Origin of the sequence: Bdellovibrio bacteriovorus HD100 (assembly GCF_000196175.1) — a bacterium.
Lineage (GTDB): Bacteria > Bdellovibrionota > Bdellovibrionia > Bdellovibrionales > Bdellovibrionaceae > Bdellovibrio > Bdellovibrio bacteriovorus.
On the sequence record NC_005363.1, the window covers coordinates 1,830,906 to 1,846,776 of the forward strand.

Annotated in this window: 18 protein-coding genes; 16 read left to right on the forward strand and 2 right to left on the reverse strand. The window is 50.0% G+C overall.

Annotated elements, in window-relative coordinates; translation table 11 throughout:
* Nucleotide 1: 1 nt before the first annotated feature.
* On the reverse strand, nt 2–562 hold the full coding sequence (gene pgsA / locus BD_RS08715) for a CDP-diacylglycerol--glycerol-3-phosphate 3-phosphatidyltransferase (protein WP_011164370.1): 561 nt from the start codon (nt 560–562) through the stop codon (nt 2–4).
* Between the two features lie 58 nt (nt 563–620).
* Between pgsA and BD_RS08720 the strand changes: the two genes are divergently transcribed.
* From BD_RS08720 to tsaE, 16 genes are all read left to right on the forward strand, one after another.
* Nucleotides 621–1,043, forward strand: coding sequence for an acyl-CoA thioesterase (locus tag BD_RS08720; RefSeq protein WP_011164371.1), 423 nt, complete (start codon nt 621–623; stop codon nt 1,041–1,043).
* Entirely contained in the window at nt 1,022–1,984 is a 963-nt protein-coding gene (gene glpX / locus BD_RS08725; protein ID WP_011164372.1) for a class II fructose-bisphosphatase, read from the forward strand. Before BD_RS08720 ends, glpX begins: the two co-directional genes overlap by 22 nt.
* 15 nt (nt 1,985–1,999) lie before the next feature.
* A complete protein-coding gene (locus tag BD_RS08730; protein ID WP_011164373.1) occupies nt 2,000–2,293 on the forward strand; it encodes a hypothetical protein in 294 nt (97 codons plus the stop codon).
* 201 nt (nt 2,294–2,494) lie between these two features.
* On the forward strand, nt 2,495–5,125 hold the full coding sequence (locus BD_RS08735) for an RCC1 domain-containing protein (RefSeq protein WP_157865679.1): 2,631 nt from the start codon (nt 2,495–2,497) through the stop codon (nt 5,123–5,125).
* Nucleotides 5,126–5,212: 87 nt separating this feature from the next.
* Nucleotides 5,213–5,698: a hypothetical protein gene (locus tag BD_RS08740; protein ID WP_011164375.1), complete on the forward strand. Its 486-nt coding sequence runs from the start codon at nt 5,213–5,215 to the stop codon at nt 5,696–5,698.
* A gap of 65 nt (nt 5,699–5,763) precedes the next feature.
* Entirely contained in the window at nt 5,764–6,195 is a 432-nt protein-coding gene (locus tag BD_RS08745; protein ID WP_011164376.1) for a type II toxin-antitoxin system RatA family toxin, read from the forward strand.
* Nucleotides 6,185–6,562, forward strand: coding sequence for a hypothetical protein (locus BD_RS08750; protein WP_011164377.1), 378 nt, complete (start codon nt 6,185–6,187; stop codon nt 6,560–6,562). Before BD_RS08745 ends, BD_RS08750 begins: the two co-directional genes overlap by 11 nt.
* Nucleotides 6,563–6,618: 56 nt before the next feature.
* A complete protein-coding gene (locus BD_RS08755) occupies nt 6,619–6,849 on the forward strand; it encodes a hypothetical protein (RefSeq protein ID WP_231839336.1) in 231 nt (76 codons plus the stop codon).
* 72 nt (nt 6,850–6,921) lie between these two features.
* Entirely contained in the window at nt 6,922–8,271 is a 1,350-nt protein-coding gene (locus BD_RS08760) for an NAD-dependent succinate-semialdehyde dehydrogenase (RefSeq protein WP_011164379.1), read from the forward strand.
* A gap of 1 nt (nt 8,272) precedes the next feature.
* A complete protein-coding gene (tilS, locus tag BD_RS08765) occupies nt 8,273–9,223 on the forward strand; it encodes a tRNA lysidine(34) synthetase TilS (protein ID WP_011164380.1) in 951 nt (316 codons plus the stop codon).
* Between the two features lie 96 nt (nt 9,224–9,319).
* Nucleotides 9,320–11,257 carry an ATP-dependent zinc metalloprotease FtsH gene (ftsH, locus tag BD_RS08770; RefSeq protein ID WP_011164381.1) on the forward strand — a complete coding sequence of 646 codons (1,938 nt, stop codon included), beginning with the start codon at nt 9,320–9,322 and terminating at the stop codon, nt 11,255–11,257.
* A 76-nt stretch (nt 11,258–11,333) separates the two neighbouring features.
* Complete coding sequence (gene cdaA / locus BD_RS08775) at nt 11,334–12,143, forward strand: diadenylate cyclase CdaA (protein ID WP_011164382.1); 810 nt, start codon at nt 11,334–11,336, stop codon at nt 12,141–12,143.
* Nucleotides 12,143–12,565, forward strand: a complete 423-nt coding sequence (locus BD_RS08780; protein ID WP_011164383.1) for a CdaR family protein — start codon at nt 12,143–12,145, stop codon at nt 12,563–12,565. The genes cdaA and BD_RS08780 overlap by 1 nt, the downstream gene beginning before the upstream one ends.
* A 1-nt stretch (nt 12,566) precedes the next feature.
* Complete coding sequence (gene glmM, locus BD_RS08785; protein WP_011164384.1) at nt 12,567–13,940, forward strand: phosphoglucosamine mutase; 1,374 nt, start codon at nt 12,567–12,569, stop codon at nt 13,938–13,940.
* 37 nt (nt 13,941–13,977) lie between these two features.
* Entirely contained in the window at nt 13,978–14,703 is a 726-nt protein-coding gene (locus BD_RS08790) for a pyridoxine 5'-phosphate synthase (protein ID WP_011164385.1), read from the forward strand.
* 1 nt (nt 14,704) lies between these two features.
* The gene (gene tsaE / locus BD_RS08795; protein ID WP_011164386.1) at nt 14,705–15,148 is read left to right on the forward strand and encodes a tRNA (adenosine(37)-N6)-threonylcarbamoyltransferase complex ATPase subunit type 1 TsaE; all 444 of its coding nucleotides are present in this window, start codon (nt 14,705–14,707) and stop codon (nt 15,146–15,148) included.
* Nucleotides 15,149–15,159: 11 nt separating this feature from the next.
* Here the strand turns inward: tsaE and BD_RS08800 are convergent, their stop codons facing one another.
* Entirely contained in the window at nt 15,160–15,807 is a 648-nt protein-coding gene (locus BD_RS08800) for a thermonuclease family protein (RefSeq protein WP_011164387.1), read from the reverse strand.
* Between the last annotated feature and the right edge of the window lie 64 nt (nt 15,808–15,871).

The following is a 15,871-nucleotide window of genomic DNA, read 5'->3' on the forward strand; positions in this document are numbered from 1 at the left end:
ATTAGTCTTTACGACTTTTTAGATAGCCTAAATAGTACTCAACTCCGCTTGTTATACTCAAAATGACGCTCACCCACAAGACTCCGTACCCGATTTTGTCCAAATACGGGATATGGGGCTCTAGGTTTCCAATAATTACAATAGGGATGGCCACCATCTGCATGGCGGTCTTCCATTTGCCCGCGGGTTTGGCCGCAATAATGATTTGATCTGCCGCAGCAACGGAGCGGATGCCCCCGATAAAGTTGTCCCGGGCCAGGATGATGATCACCATCCAGGCGTCAATTTTGCCCTGAGCCAGTAACATGGCCAGAACGCTGGTGACCAGGATTTTGTCGGCAATTGGGTCCATGAATTTGCCGAAATTACTGACGGCGTTGTATTTGCGGGCATAGTAACCATCATAGTAATCGGTGATGGAGGCCAGAATGAAAAAGCAGGCAGCAGCGACATTCCATCCAAGAGTGTTGGGCCACATCAGTGCCACAATAACAGGCACAAAGAACACCCGGCTCAGGGTGATTCTTGTTGGAAGATTCTTCTGAAATTCTGTTACTGCCACAAACTCTCCAATCGCTTCGCGCTGGACTAAAGGTAGCAATTTAGACTAGAAAGAATCAATGTTTATTCATCGCCACAAAGTGCAGTTTTACGAAACCGATCTTATGGGTATTGTTCATCACAGCAATTACCTCAGATTTTATGAGGAAGCCCGCGTTGCCTGGGCCCATGCTCACGGTTTGTTGGATTACCAAAAGCCGGGTTCGGCGAGTCATTTTGCGGTCTATGAAACTCAGGTAAAACATATGAAACCCACTTTCTTTGGGGACGACCTGGAGATTGAAGTGCAGGCGCGCTGCGAAGGCAACCGACTGGTATTCCAGTACCGTCTGCATGGACGCGGTAATGAAGTGTGTTCTGTTGCAAAGACGGTTCACGTCCCCCTGGGGTTGGATTTAAAACTACTAAGATTCCCGGCAGATATGAAAGCCATTGTGAATAAAGAATTGGAGAAAGAAGCATGGATCGAAACCTGGCTTTAGAATTCGTACGTGTGACCGAAGCAGCTGCTCTGGCTTCCGCCCGCTGGGTGGGACGCGGCGAGGAAAAACCTGCGGACGCAGCAGCCGTGGACGCCATGAGAAAAGCTTTCGACATCATCAACATGGATGGCACCGTGGTGATCGGTGAAGGAGAGCGCGACGAAGCTCCCATGCTTTATATCGGCGAAAAAGTCGGCACCAATTCAGGGGACGCTCCGGCGTTGGACATTGCTTTGGATCCATTGGAAGGAACCACGATCTGTGCCACCGGTGGTGTGGGTTCTATTTCTGTGATCGCGGTCGCTGAAAAAGGAAAATTCCTGCACGCTCCGGACACCTACATGGATAAAATCGCCTGTGGTCCCGCCGCCAAGGGCGTGATCGACATTGATAAATCTGCGACTGAAAACATCCATGCTGTTGCCAAGGCTTTGGATAAAGCGGTGAATGACCTGACTGTTGTAATTCTGAACCGCCCTCGTCACGAGGCTTTGATTGCTGAAGTGCGCAGAACTGGAGCCCGTATTCATTTGATCGGGGACGGAGATGTTTCCGCGGCAGTGGGTGCGGCGTGGCCTGATTCCGGCATCGATCTTTTGATGGGTGTTGGTGGTGCGCCGGAAGGTGTGATCTCTGCGGCTGCCATGCAGTGCCTTGGGGGGGACTTCCAGGGCCGCCTGAAGTTCCGCAATGAAGAAGAACGTGCTCGTGCGACTCGCATGGGGTTGAAAGATCTGGACAAAAAATTCACCGTGGACGAACTGGCTTCCGGTTCTGTGATGTTTGTGGCGACTGGTGTGACAGACGGGCCTTTCCTGAAAGGTGTTCGCTTCCTTCCGGATGGTAAAGCCAAAAGCCATTCTGTGGTGATGCGTTCGCAGACCGGCACCATCCGCACCATTGAAGCCTTCCACGATCTGTCCCGCAAGCCGAGCAAATAGGCAGGGTTTTTAGAGATGGCGACGTCGCTTCACTGTTTTAACTGCAATAAAGAGCTGACATTCCCCGGGAATGTCGGCCGTCGCGATGAATGCCCTCATTGTCGTTCGGATGTTCATGTTTGCAAAAACTGCGAACACTACGACGTAAAAGTTTATAACGAATGCCGCGAAACTCAGGCTGACGTGGTCCGCGAAAAAGACCGCGCCAACTTCTGCGATTATTTCACGCCTCGCAAAGGGGCGAATTCTGCGGAAGATAAAAAAGCAGCCTTAAGAGCCGCGGCTGAAGCGTTGTTTAAGAAAAAGTAGCCGATTCAGGTTCCATTGAAAAACGTCTCAAAGTGATTCAGTTTTTTTATGGCCTGGAGCCCATGCAACAGTACTTCTGTCATTTAATGCTCCAGAAATCCAGTTTGTCGTTCAATATGCCGAAATGTGAGTATGGGCCTATTTTGTACGTGCAGGACTCACCTTTACGGCGCTATTCTTTTTTTCATCTCATTCTGGCTGATGGGTTGCACCCTCTCGGCGTCGTTGACCTCTGAAGGTGTATTTTCATCGCCCCAGGATATTCAAATCGTTGAACAGGCCGGCACCCAGTCCTTTTCCAAACTGGACAGTTTTAAGAAATTCAAACTGATTTCTCAGAAACCGATTGAGGCCTCGACCCTGGATGCCTCGGACCTCATTCAAAGTGGTACGGCCAAGGGGCTGGTGATTGTGGTGGAGCCTTCAGATTCTCCACTGGAGTATGATGTGTTTGTTTCAGTGTCTTCTCAGGAGGGCACTGTGGTTTTGGAGTTGCAGGAAGGGGCTGTTGATTTTCAGGATGGCACCCAAAACACCGCCACTCAGTCCGAAGTGTCGGTGAGCACCTTTGCTTCCAAACAGTCCCGCCTGGCTTTGGGTGAAGAGTACCTTTGTTATGTTGATAAAGATAAAAAGATCCGCTGCCAGGGAAGTTACTACGGTGGACAAACCGGCATCGGTGACAGCAGCTATGGTGAGATGTACACGGGCCAGTTGGTGAACACCTCTTTGATCACGGGCTCTGGGAATTTCGTCAAAGCTTCCGGGGCCAGTTATTCCAGTTGTGCGCTTTCGCAAGAAGGCCTGCTTTATTGCTGGGGGGATAATTACGCGGATGAGCTGGGGGTTGGTACCGGAACGATAGAGGTGCTGCAGCCGACACCTGCTTTGATGACGAATGTAACCGGAGAGGCGAAGTTTGTAGATTTTGCGATGGGATATGAATCCGTGTGTGCGATTTCTGCGGCGGGGGATTTGTATTGTTCAGGGGCTGTTTCCCCGGCCTTCCTGGGTCTTTTGACCAAAGTGGATCTGGCGGGGTTGGGAGCTTCCCTGGGCAAAGTGGTTCAGGTGGCCGTGGGTGAAGGTTTTGTCTGCGGTCTTTCAGAGTACGGCAAAGTCTTTTGCTGGGGAAAAAATGATTTGGGGCAATTGGGGAATGGGACCTTGGTGGACAGCGCACTTCCAGTGTCACCAGACTACTCGGGGCTTTCCGGTGTTCCTAAGTTTATCCATCTGGCTTCTGGCGGCAGTCATGTCTGTGCGGTGGCTGTCGAGGGGCAGATGTATTGCTGGGGAGCAAATGCTCATGGGCAGCTTGGAGATGGAACCAAGACCGATCGCTCCACCCCAGTCTTGGTGGCCAATGGCGCCTTGCCTGTAAATGAAAAGTTTCAGGCTGTGACAGCCAGTCATGAGGGGTCTTGTGGCACCTCTGCGCAAGGGCAGATTTACTGCTTCGGTCAGAATTGGCACTTCCTTTCCGGGAATGGCAGCTCTGCTGAAATCTTAACCCCCACGCTGGTAGACAATTCGAACCTTCCTGGAGGAGTGAACTTCCGGGAGGTCTTTATGCATGAAGGGCGCACCTGCGCTAGCTCCAGTGAAAATAAGCTTTACTGCTGGGGAAGTCCCTACAATGAGGCGTCGTTCCGGGATCACGAGGCCTTTGCTCCGGTTGAGATAAGTACGGAGGTGTTGCCGTCGGGTCAGTATTGGGCCGATGTCAGTTCCGCCGAACTGGAGTTGGGTTTGGTCCTGCGTTCTTCAGATGGGACCGCTTATGTGTGGGGACGCGGCCGTCCTGGCACTACAGATACGGACTTCGTTCCAAAACCGTTGGACACGTCCACGATGAGCGGCAGCACTAAATTTAAGAAACTGGCCATGGGTAATTGGGCAATCTGCGGTATTTCAAATGACGACATTCTTCATTGCATGGGCAATGGAACGAGTGTGGGGCAGGGCGGGACGGCGACCAGTCAGGCGACCCTGGATCCGGTGGACACGACTGGGATGACTGGGGCGACCACTTTTGCTGATGTTGATATGGGCAAGTACACCGCCTGTGGCGTGGCGACAGATGGTGTGGGCTATTGTTGGGGAGGCGCCGGTTTTTCTCCGTCCTTGTACAACTCGATCCTGGGGAATGGTTCTTCGACCATTAGATACCGACCTCATCCTGTCAATGTGACGGCGATTCCAGGCTCCAAACTTTTCACAAAGATTGTTGCCGGAGAATATCATGCCTGTGGTTTGATGACAGACCAAAAGGTGTATTGCTGGGGGAACTCGGTTTATAGCCGGTCCGGGCACAGCAGTGCGTTTTCCGTCTATACACCTCAGGCCTTGGATACGTCAGGAATGACGGGGTCGACTTTGTTTGCAGATATCCACGGGGACGATGAATCTTTTTGTGGTATTTCCACAGACGGAATCACTTATTGCTGGGGTGATTCCAGCGGTGGGCAGTTGGGAAATAACAGTCTGGTCACTTCAAACACACCGGTACCCGTTTCTGTCGCGGGGCTGGCTTCAGCACCGGCTCCTCTGATGGTGAAATCCTTCGCTCGTTTTAGTTGTGGAATTTTGGACTCGGCGATCAATATTTACTGCTGGGGCGAAAGTGTGCCGGCGGGTTTGTCGCCCGCGACCAGCGCTGTGCCCGTACTGATCAACAAGGGTTCGATGGCAGGCACTCCCGTCAGTATCACCGGAGGCAAAAATCTTTACGTGAAAACTTCAGCCAATAAAATTTACTGCATTGGCCGAGATTGCAATCAAGGCGTGGAAAGAATCATTCCCACCCGCCAGTATTTCGAAAACTACTAAAAAGGTTCCTGGTTCTTTTTTAGGCCCACACTGCGTTAACTATTTTTGGTTCTTTAGTCTGTTCGTTTTTTGGATATGCTTTAAGGCATGAAAAAACTGATCGCATCCATTTTTGTTTCTGTTCTGATGTTGGGTTCCACGGTCTTTGCATCGGCCTCCCAGTGGGAAAAACTAAATCAAATCATCAAAGACTCGGGCACGGTTTCAGAAACCCAGTTTGGGATTTATCTGACCTTGTCCAGCATTGTTCCTATCGGCAGTGAGGGCGCGCGCCAAGCAGATTATCTGAGTGCCGTGGGCGGATATGATGAGCAGGGTCAGTTTCATGCGGGTCATTTGGAAGGCGTTTCCGAACAATGGCTGATCAATGGTGATGGCAATTGGTCTATCGATCAATGGTTGTTCCGCGTTTCAGTGGATGGCGAGATTGACTGGATCGCGCATTATCACATGTTGCAAAAGCCCAACGGCACGATGATCAGCCATGATTCATTGATCGTGGACGATGGCCAGGGTGAATCCAAGTGGCATTCCTGGGTCGAGGATTGGTACGCACGCACAGGTGCGATGTAACATAATCGTTTTTGGTCTAGGCCTGCTGTTGACTCGATGCTTTGAAATCGACACACTAAAGGCCTATGGCAAAAGCATCCACAACCGAAGTTTTCAACTGCAGCGTCGAGCAATTCTTCAATATCATCTCTGATTACGGCAAGTATCATGAGTTTCTGCCGGAAGTGAAAAAGTGCACGGTTCTTAAAACCGAAGGCAATCGCAAATTGGTGGAATACAATGTTTCCGTCGTAAAAAGTTTCAAATATTCTTTGTGGATGACGGAGTCCGCGCCCAAAAGCATTTCCTGGGAATTTGCATCTGGCGATGTGTTCAAAACATCTGTAGGCTCATGGAAGCTGGAAGACGAAGCTGGTAAAACCCGTGCAACATACACAGTGGAAGCCACCTTCAGCATGTTTGTTCCGGGTCCGATTGCCAATGCCCTGGTCAGTGTGAATCTTCCGAATATGATCAGCAGCTATCACAAGCGAGTGAAACAACTTTATGGCAACTGATGGAAGCAAAAAAGACGACAAGGACAATTCGGGGGACCTGAAAGGTCTTCTGGGTGACACGGTAAAAAAGGTTTTCACCGCCGGTGTCAGCGCGGCGTTCATGACCGAAGAAAGCCTGCGGGCCTATGTCTCTGAGTTGAAGCTTCCCAAAGAAGCCTTGAATTTGCTGATTCAAGGGGCGCAAAAATCCAAGGACGAAGTCACTCAACGGGTGACCAAAGAGATCGTCGGGATCATACAGAAAATTGACTTTGTCAAAGAGGCCTCCAAATTCGCAGAGACCCACAAATTCAAAATCACTGCCGAAATCGATATCATCAAAAAGGATGCATCGTCCTCCAAAGACGAATCCGACGAAAAAGCCTAAAATACAAGCCCAAGGTCTGTCTCAAGTTGAGACGGACTTCTGCCGAAGAGTTCAGCATGGAACAACTTATTCTTAGTCTGATCTCTGTCGTTTTATTCTGCCTTTGCTGTCACCAGTTCATTCGCACGATGGTAAAGCCCATTCCCATGCTGGCGTCGGAAAGACCCTATGCCCGGGGTGCCATGCAGCTTGGCAAGTTCTATAAGTCAGTGGCCTGGGGGACGATGACCATGGCGTTTCTGGGCGGCCTTGTGGTTTCCTTCCAGCAGGTTTTTCTGACTTTGTAGTTTGCACCTTTGATGCGCCGAGAGAGGCGCATCTTTCACTCTTGTGGCAGCCTTGAATTTTCGGAGGTTGTCATGAGCGCTTTTAAAACCGTCAATCCCGCCACAGGCGATGTTCTTAAATCCTACAATCATCTTTCCTGGCCAGAGACAGAAAAAAATATCGAGCAAGCCGCCAAAGACTTTCAAATCTGGCGCAAGGTTTCGTTTAAAGATCGCGCGGAAGTGCTGCTGAAGCTGGCGCAATCCCTGCGCACTCATAAGTCTGAACTGGCGCAAATGATGAATCAGGAGATGGGAAAGCTCATCGCCGAAGGGAAAGCTGAAGTCGAAAAGTGCGCCGTGACTTGTGAATACTATGCCAAAGAGGCTGAATCCATGCTTAAAAATCAGCTGGCGGCCTCGTCCCCTTACAAACATGCCGAAGTCAGCTTTCAGCCGGTTGGGGTGGTTTTCAGTGTCATGCCGTGGAATTTTCCTCTGTGGCAGGTGATTCGTTTTGCCGCTCCCGCATTGATGGCCGGCAATGTGATTCTGCTGAAGCACGCGGATTTGACGGCGGGCACTTCAGAGTTGATTGGCAGAATCTTCAATGATCTGACTTCAGAATATAAACTATTGCGAAATATTCAGGTCAATCATGAGGTGGCCGCCCAGGTGATTGCTCATCCCGTTGTGCACGGGGTGACCTTTACCGGCAGCAGTCAGGGCGGCCGGTCTGTCGCTGTCGAAGCTGCCAAGAATTTGAAAAAAATAGTCCTGGAGCTGGGGGGCAGCGATGCTTATCTGGTTTTGGAAGACGCGGATGTTGAGGCCGCCGCCAAGGCGTGTGCGAAAGTGCGTCTGGTGAACTGCGGGCAAAGCTGCGTGGCGGGGAAAAGGTTTATCGTGAACGAAAAAGTTGCCAAAGACTTTATCCATCACTTCACTAAAGAGATGAAAGAGGCGGAACTGGCGCCGTTGGCTTCCGTGAAGTTTCAAAAATCCATCGTTGATCAGGTGGAAAAACTGAAAAAATGGGGCGGCAAAGTGGTTCTGGGTGGTTCTGCTCCGCAAGGGGCGGGGGCGTTTTATCCGGCCACGGTGGTGGTTTTTGAAAAAGATCATCCCGAAGTGCACCGGGAAGAAATCTTCGGTCCGGTGGCATCTGTGTTTATTGTGAAAAACACGGAAGAGGCTTTGGCAGTGGCCAACTCATCGCCTTACGGTCTGGGGGGTGGAGTCTTTACTCGAGACGTAAAAAAGGGCAAAGAGCTGATTGAAAAAGAGTTGCAGGCCGGTTTTGTCGTGGTGAATGATTATGTGAAGTCGGACCCGAGGATCCCGTTTGGCGGAATCAAAGAATCTGGCTACGGCCGCGAATTGGGTCATTTTGGAATCATGGAATTTGTGAATATCAAAACCGTCGCGGTAGCGGGGGAGTAGAGTGAAACTGTCAAAGGCCAAGCAGGATCTGGATCATCATGTATGGAAGCTGATCAAACTTCATTCGCTTCAGGATAAAAAGATTCTGGTGGCGCTTTCCGGTGGCACCGATTCGGTGGCTTTGCTTCGCAGTTTGACGAAGGTGCACAAAAAGAATCTGCTCGGGGCCTGTTATTTTCATCATGGAGAGGACTCGAACCAGGAATACCGCAAAGAAGCCCAAGAGTTTTGTGAAAAGCTTTGTAAGAAGCTCGAAATTGAATTCTACCCATTGCGCGCCTCGCAATTGGCTAAATCCGAAGCTGAATATCGCGAGCTGCGTTATGAGGCCTTGGATCGCCTGAAAAAGGAGCAAGGGTTCGAACTTGTGGCCACGGGGCACCATCGGGATGACCTGCTAGAGACGCGTCTGATTCGTTTGATTCGCGGCACAGGGGCTCAGGGGTTTGCGGCAATGCATGTTTTGCGGGATGGTCTGTTTCGTCCACTTTTGGAGATTTCCAAGAAAGAGCTTAAAAAGTATCTGCGCGAAGAGCGTCTGCGAAGCTTTGAGGACCCAACTAACAAGGCCCTGGACCCTTTGCGTAATTGGCTGCGGGAGGAGTGGCTGAAATCCCTTGAAAGGCGCGCCAGAGGCTCGACTGCGGCCTTAGCCCGGTCTTTGGAGACCATTGCTCAAGAGATTGAAAATCGCCCCTGGGGAGATTTGCTGGGGCAGAATGAGGCTTATAAGACACAGGGGTTGCGCAGGTCTTTTTACCTCACATTGAGTCCGTTTGAGCAAAAAAGATTGCTGGCTCAGTACCTGTTTTCCCTCGGGAAACGAGATTTTTCGCAATCTCACCTTGAAGAAATTCAAAAGCGCCTGGACAAGTCGCAAAAAGTGATCACATTCAAAGTCGCTGGGTGCCAATGGGAAGTTAACGCAGAGCAAATCAAGGTCCAGTCCTGATTTGAGAGGACTGGTTTCTCACTCTAAAGTTTCTTTTTTTGAGAGGGCATTCATGCTACCCTTTGGGGGTATTACCTTCGACTGAAAGGAACTGAAATGCGATCAACCCAGAAAACGCTGGCTCTATGGTTCTTCCTGATCATCATGGCTGTGTTTCTATTTCAAGCCTATGAGAGCAAGCAACAAAAAGCGATTGCTGACTTTAATTTTTCCAAATTCACTGAAGCCGTAAAGGCCGGTGAGGTGGCGACGGTCACCTTCCGTCAGGACACCAGCGAAGTTGTTGGTGAAATGAAGCCGGAGTTTGAAAAGAAATACAACGGCACTCACTTTTCCATCGTCGGGAACACCCAGGATGAGGGTTATAAATTCCTGCAACAACATGGCATTACGCCCAACTATGAGCGCGCTGACAATGGTGGCTTCTTCCAGTCATTGCTTGTGAACTGGCTTCCATTGATTCTGATCGTAGCGATGTTCCTGTTCATCATGCGCCAGATTCAGGCCGGTGGCGGCAAAGCCATGTCCTTTGGTAAATCCCGCGCCCGTCTTCTGACGGAGCATAAAAACCGTGTGACCTTCAAAGAGGTTGCCGGAGTGGATGAAGCCAAAGAAGACTTGCAAGAGATCGTGAGCTTCCTGAAAGACCCTAAAAAATACACCAAGCTGGGTGGCCGCATCCCTAAAGGGGTTTTGCTGGTGGGTTCTCCAGGGACTGGTAAGACCTTGCTGGCTCGCGCCGTTGCGGGTGAGGCGGGCGTTCCATTCTTCACAATTTCCGGTTCTGACTTCGTCGAAATGTTCGTCGGTGTCGGTGCCAGCCGTGTTCGTGATTTGTTCGAACAGGGTAAAAAGAATGCTCCATGTTTGATCTTTATTGATGAGATCGATGCTGTCGGTCGCCATCGTGGTGCTGGTATGGGTGGTGGTCACGATGAGCGTGAGCAGACTCTGAATCAGTTGCTGGTCGAGATGGATGGTTTTGAATCTTCTGAAGGTGTCATCATGATCGCGGCAACCAACCGTCCTGACGTTCTGGACCCTGCGTTGCTTCGTCCAGGTCGTTTCGACCGTCGTGTGATCGTGAACAAACCGGACCTTAAAGGCCGTGAGCAGATCCTTGCGGTTCACATGCGCAAGACTCCACTGGGGCCTGATGTGGATGCTTCCAAAATCGCACGTGGTACGCCGGGCTTCTCGGGTGCGGATCTTGAGAACCTTGTGAATGAAGCTGCTCTGGTGGCCGCTCGTTCTGACAAGAAGTATCTGGAAATGGAAGATTTCGAAAAAGCGAAAGACAAAGTCACAATGGGTGCGGAAAGACGCTCTATGGTGATTTCTGATGAAGATAAAAAAGTCACTGCGTACCATGAAGCCGGCCACACGCTGGTGGGTAAAAAGCTTGTTGGCTTGGATCCAATCCACAAAGTGACCATCATCCCTCGTGGTATGGCTCTGGGTGTGACTCAGACGTTGCCTGAAAAAGAAAGCGTGTCTTTGTCCAAATCCAAAGCTGAAAACATGATCGCCTTCCTGTTTGGTGGTCGTGCGGCTGAAGAACTGATCTTTAAGGACATCACCACTGGCGCCGGCAACGACATCGAACGTGCGACTGAAATCGCCCGTCGTATGGTGTGTGAATGGGGTATGAGCAAGCTGGGTCCTTTGGCTTATGAAACCCGCGACAATCCGGTGTTCATGGGTATGGGCTATGGCAACAAGTCCAAAGAGTACTCTGATGCAAAAGCGCAAGAGATCGACACTGAAGTCGAAAAGATCATCAAGCACGGTTACGATATTTCTATCCAGATTCTGCGTGACCACCAGGATGCTCTGGAGCGCCTGACTCAGGCTTTGCTGGAGTACGAAACCATCGATGGTCATGAAGTCGATATGCTTGTGAATGGCGCGGCAGTTGCGGAAATTGAAAAATACCGCAATGCCAAAAAAGATTCCAACGCGGCCATTATGAACGCGGCGGAAAAGAAAGGATCTGGAGATCCGGTGGGTAACACCGGCCCGGTGACGATCTAAAAATTCTGAAACCCAATCTGCCGACACTCCGTCGGCAGAGCCTTTTTGACGACAACATTTTTACAAAGGCATCTTGATGTTGCAGCAGTTTGTCGACAACCTCGTGTTTATAGTTCAGCACTTGCGGGTGCAGGATGCTATCGACATGCTCCTGGTTTGGATGGTTGTTTATCGCATTCTGGTTCTGATCAAACGAACCGGGACGATCCAAATGCTTTCCGGCCTGGGGGTTCTGGCGATCGGATACATCCTCAGTATCTGGCTGGAGCTTTTCACCTTTAATTGGATTCTTGAAAAATTCTTCTCCAATCTGTTTGTGATCGTGGTTGTCCTGTTCCAGGGCGAGATTCGTCGTGCGCTGGCTCATATCGGCAGCAACCCGTTCTTCAGTGATGCGTCTACAATCCAGGAAACTCAGGTGATTGAAGAGATCGCCAAGGGTATTATCCTGACTGCTCAAAAGGGCTTCGGCGCATTGGTGGTGGTGGAACGTGAAATCGTCATCGATTATCACATTGAATTCGGAACCGAGATGGATTCCAAGGTGTCCGCGGAATTGCTGGCTTCGATTTTCCACCCGGAAAGTCCGATGCACGACGGAGCTGTTTTAATTCGCAATGGTAAAATTCATTCTGCCGGTTGCTTCCTGCCACTCAGTAAAAATCCGGCTCTGGATAAAAACCTGGGGACCCGTCACCGCGCGGCTATTGGTTTGACTGAAGAAACTGATGCTTTGGTGTTCGTGGTTTCTGAAGAAAACAAATCCATTGGTATCGTTCAAGGGGGGCACTTGAGTCCCAACGTGGAATTGGGTGACATCCGTAAAGCTCTTTATGAAACCTTCGGTCTTAAGTACAAGGCCTTCTCTCAGCAAGGGGAGGTCTAATGAGACGTCGTTGGTCGAATGTTATCACCGAGAACTTCAGCTACAAAGTTGTGGCGTTGTTTATTTCGTTGATCCTGTGGCTGACCATTTTGGGTCGCCGTGATTTTGTTCTAAGTAAAAATATTGATATTGAGCTGATCACCGCTCCGGGCACCCATGTGGTGGCTCAGACAACGGATCATATCAAGGTGAAGGTTTCAGGTCCTCGTTCTTCATTGAAAAAGTTCCTGGAAAGTTCCCTGGCTCAAAGTATCACACTGGACATCTCGCAAAGAGGTGAAGGTGTGGTGAACGTGGACATCCCACTCAGCAAAATTGAAGTGCCGCTGGGTGTGCGAATTCTGGGTGTCCGTCCAAATCAAATTCAAGCTGAAGTGTTGCAGATAAAGGAAAAGCCCCGTGACGAACAAGAAAGCCGATAAAGTGGAAAAGAAAACAAGACTGTTTGGAACTGATGGTATTCGCGGGACTGCGAATCAGTATCCGATGACTCCGGATATGGTTGTGAAGATCGGTCAAGCCATTGGTTATCTTTTGCGTAAAGAAGCTGAAGAAAAATCCTCCAGCGTGCGCAAAGTGGTTATTGGAAAAGACACGCGTTTGTCCGGTTATATGATCGAGCAGGCCTTGGCTTCTGGTTTGAACTCCATGGGTGTGTTCGTGCAACTGGTGGGACCACTGCCGACTCCGGGTATCGGTTACTTGACCAGAACGATGCGTGCGGCGGCGGGGATCGTGATCTCGGCGTCTCACAATCCATTCCATGATAATGGGATCAAAGTGTTTGGTTCTGATGGTTTTAAAATCTCTGAAGAGATGGAGCGTGAAATCGAGCGTCTGGTGCTTGAAGAAGACCTGACGCCACTTCTGCCTCCAAGCAAAGAAATCGGCCGCACTCGCCGTATCGAAGACTCCCAGGGTCGTTATATCGTTTACGTGAAAGGCACATTCCCTCTGGAGTATACTCTGGATGGTATGCGTATCGTATTGGATACGGCCAACGGGGCTTCATACAAAGTTGCTCCATCCATCTTCCAGGAGCTGGGTGCGGAAGTCATCCAGCTGGGTGATGATCCCAATGGCACAAACATCAATGACAAAGTCGGTGCTTTGTATCCACAAAAGCTGGCTGAATCCGTTTTGCACTATCGTGCGGACGTGGGCATCAGTTTGGATGGGGATGCGGACCGTGTGATCATGGTGGATGAAAAGGGCGAGATCGTAAACGGAGACCGTATTTTGGCGATCTGTGCTTTGCACATGAAAGAGCGTGGCTTGCTGAAAGGTGACACTCTGGTGGCAACTCAGATGTCAAACTTCGGTCTTGAAAAGCGCATGAATGAAGCGGGCATCAAGCTTGTGAAAACCGGCGTAGGTGACAAGTACGTGGTCGAAGAAATGCGTAAACACGGTTACAACCTGGGTGGCGAGCAGTCTGGCCACATCATCTTCCTGGATCACACCACAACGGGGGATGGCTGTATCGCGGCGTTGAGTGTTCTGGCGGTGATGAAACAAACTGGCAAGAAGATGAGCGATCTGAATCACGTCTTTGAGGACGTTCCGCAAATCCTGATCAACTGCCGTGTAAAACGCCGTGCCGAGCTTTCTGAGCTTGCCGGCTACAATGACATGATTCGCAATATTGAAAAGAAACTGGCTGGCAATGGCCGCGTCTTCGTTCGTTTCTCTGGCACCGAGCCGGTGATTCGTGTGTTGGTCGAGGGAACTGAAAAAGCTCAGATCACTCAATTCGCGGAAGAAATCGCCTCTTTCCTGGAAAAAGAACTGTCTTAATTAAAGGGGGATGGCAGTTCTGCCATCCTAAAAATCTATGAAACATAAAATTCGTTTGGGTGTAAATGTGGACCACGTGGCGACGCTTCGTCAGGTGCGTGGTGGGACAACGGCTTATCCTAATTTGCTGGATATGGTGAAAAAGTCCGTCAAAGGTGGCGCGGAACAAATCACGATTCATCTTCGTGAAGACCGCCGTCATATTCAATTGGAAGATCTTAAAGTGCTTTCCAAGCATTGTTCAGTGCCGCTGAATCTGGAGATGGCAGCGACCTCTCAGATGGTGACTTACGCCAAGAAATACCGTCCAGACTGGGTGTGCTTCGTCCCGGAAAAGCGTGCTGAGCTGACAACTGAAGGCGGCCTGGATGTAAAGAAAGGCTTTAAGAAAATGTTCCCGATGGTTGAAAAGCTTCAGCGCATCGGTATTGAAATTTCCATGTTTATTGAGCCTTCCCTTGAGCAGGTTGAAGCTTCTTATGAGATTGGTGCGGATGCCGTTGAATTCCACACCGGCAAATGGGTGATGCTAAAAGGCGCTCGGAAAGCCGCTGAATGGAAGCGTCTTTGTGATGCCGCTGAATGGGCGCACTATCTGGGTTTGAATGTGCACGCAGGCCACGGGCTTGATTATGAGCACTCCAAGCTTATCAATAAGTTGCCGCATCTTCAGGAAGTGAATATTGGGCATTCTCTGGTGTGTTATGCACTAGAGCATGGTATGGAAGAATCTGTTCGTAAGATGAGAAAAATCCTGAAATAATATGACCATTCTGAATTCCCAACACATCCTAAAAAACCTCCAGGAGCTGAAAAGCTTCTGGCAGGATTTTTTGCCGCACCTGAATGACCGCTGTATTTTGCTGATGAGCGGGGATGTCGGTGCGGGTAAAACGACGTCGGTGCAAATGATTGCCGGCGAGTTGGGAATGCGCGATGTTCAGTCACCAAGCTTTGCCATTCATCTGCGCTATGAAAACGCGGAAGGCAAAGCCATGGATCACCTGGATCTGTATCGCCTGAAAGATGATGATGATCTGGAAAGTTCCGGTTTCTGGGACCTGTTTGCCCAGAAAAATTCACTGATTATTATCGAATGGGCGAACCGCCTGGATTTCGATTATCTGCCACTCAACTGGCAGCGCATCGAGGTGCGCTTCGAAAAACTCAGCGACACCGAAAGAAAAATCACCACCCGCCAAGTCTAATAGGTGATGCGTTAGTTGTAGCCGTTTTGATAGGCCATTTCATAGTTCGGGAAGAAGACTCGTTTCCAGACGGGGATCTTGTTGATCTCTTCTGGTGGGACGACCTTTTTTAGTTCCAGATCGCCGACTGGATTTCTGCCCACTTGCTTTTGCACACGCATGCGGAACTGATAAGGCTCTTGGGTGTCGCGATAGTCGTTCGAGAAGATGCCCAGACGGTTGTCGTAAGCTTCTTTGGAAGCTTTGCTGTAATCACTCACCACACGTTTTTCAAACGGGTAGATGAAGTAAATCATACCCCAGCCGTTTTTAAGCATTTCGATATTAAGTTCAGTTTTACCATTCAGCAAGCGACCCAGGATGCGCCCGTGTTTGTCGATCTGGCTGTCTTCGCTTAAGGTGATGATGCCGTCGGCCGGAATCAGGGATCGCAGGAAATCGCGCGCGGCCAGAGCTACATCGCCTTGGGTTTCTTTCATAAAGTCCACTTCCGGAGTGTCCACGCCCATCAAGCGCACTTTAACTCGGGTGTTGCTTGAAACATCCACCGCTGTCAGAGTGTCGCCGTCATGGACACTCAGAACTTTAATGCGTGTGCCTTGGGCCCAAAGAAGAGAAGGAAGAAGCAGGACAATGAAAAGAACTGAAAGGTTTTTCATGGCCCTGAAAAGTAGCGGATTTAAGGTGAAAACTCAATAGTGGCAGGGGGATAACGTATTAATT

What these genes read in the sequence shown, in the direction of transcription:
- BD_RS08745 (WP_011164376.1), top strand. Translation starts at nt 5,764, where the DNA reads ATGGCAAAAGCATCCACAACCGAAGTTTTCAACTGCAGCGTCGAGCAA.
- ftsH (WP_011164381.1), top strand. Translation starts at nt 9,320, where the DNA reads ATGCGATCAACCCAGAAAACGCTGGCTCTATGGTTCTTCCTGATCATC.
- BD_RS08750 (WP_011164377.1), top strand. Translation starts at nt 6,185, where the DNA reads ATGGCAACTGATGGAAGCAAAAAAGACGACAAGGACAATTCGGGGGAC.
- BD_RS08730 (WP_011164373.1), top strand. Translation starts at nt 2,000, where the DNA reads ATGGCGACGTCGCTTCACTGTTTTAACTGCAATAAAGAGCTGACATTC.
- glpX (WP_011164372.1), top strand. Translation starts at nt 1,022, where the DNA reads ATGGATCGAAACCTGGCTTTAGAATTCGTACGTGTGACCGAAGCAGCT.
- BD_RS08780 (WP_011164383.1), top strand. Translation starts at nt 12,143, where the DNA reads ATGAGACGTCGTTGGTCGAATGTTATCACCGAGAACTTCAGCTACAAA.
- BD_RS08755 (WP_231839336.1), top strand. Translation starts at nt 6,619, where the DNA reads ATGGAACAACTTATTCTTAGTCTGATCTCTGTCGTTTTATTCTGCCTT.
- BD_RS08760 (WP_011164379.1), top strand. Translation starts at nt 6,922, where the DNA reads ATGAGCGCTTTTAAAACCGTCAATCCCGCCACAGGCGATGTTCTTAAA.
- cdaA (WP_011164382.1), top strand. Translation starts at nt 11,334, where the DNA reads ATGTTGCAGCAGTTTGTCGACAACCTCGTGTTTATAGTTCAGCACTTG.
- BD_RS08800 (WP_011164387.1), bottom strand. Translation starts at nt 15,807, where the DNA reads ATGAAAAACCTTTCAGTTCTTTTCATTGTCCTGCTTCTTCCTTCTCTT.
- BD_RS08720 (WP_011164371.1), top strand. Translation starts at nt 621, where the DNA reads ATGTTTATTCATCGCCACAAAGTGCAGTTTTACGAAACCGATCTTATG.
- BD_RS08735 (WP_157865679.1), top strand. Translation starts at nt 2,495, where the DNA reads ATGGGTTGCACCCTCTCGGCGTCGTTGACCTCTGAAGGTGTATTTTCA.
- BD_RS08740 (WP_011164375.1), top strand. Translation starts at nt 5,213, where the DNA reads ATGAAAAAACTGATCGCATCCATTTTTGTTTCTGTTCTGATGTTGGGT.
- BD_RS08790 (WP_011164385.1), top strand. Translation starts at nt 13,978, where the DNA reads ATGAAACATAAAATTCGTTTGGGTGTAAATGTGGACCACGTGGCGACG.
- tsaE (WP_011164386.1), top strand. Translation starts at nt 14,705, where the DNA reads ATGACCATTCTGAATTCCCAACACATCCTAAAAAACCTCCAGGAGCTG.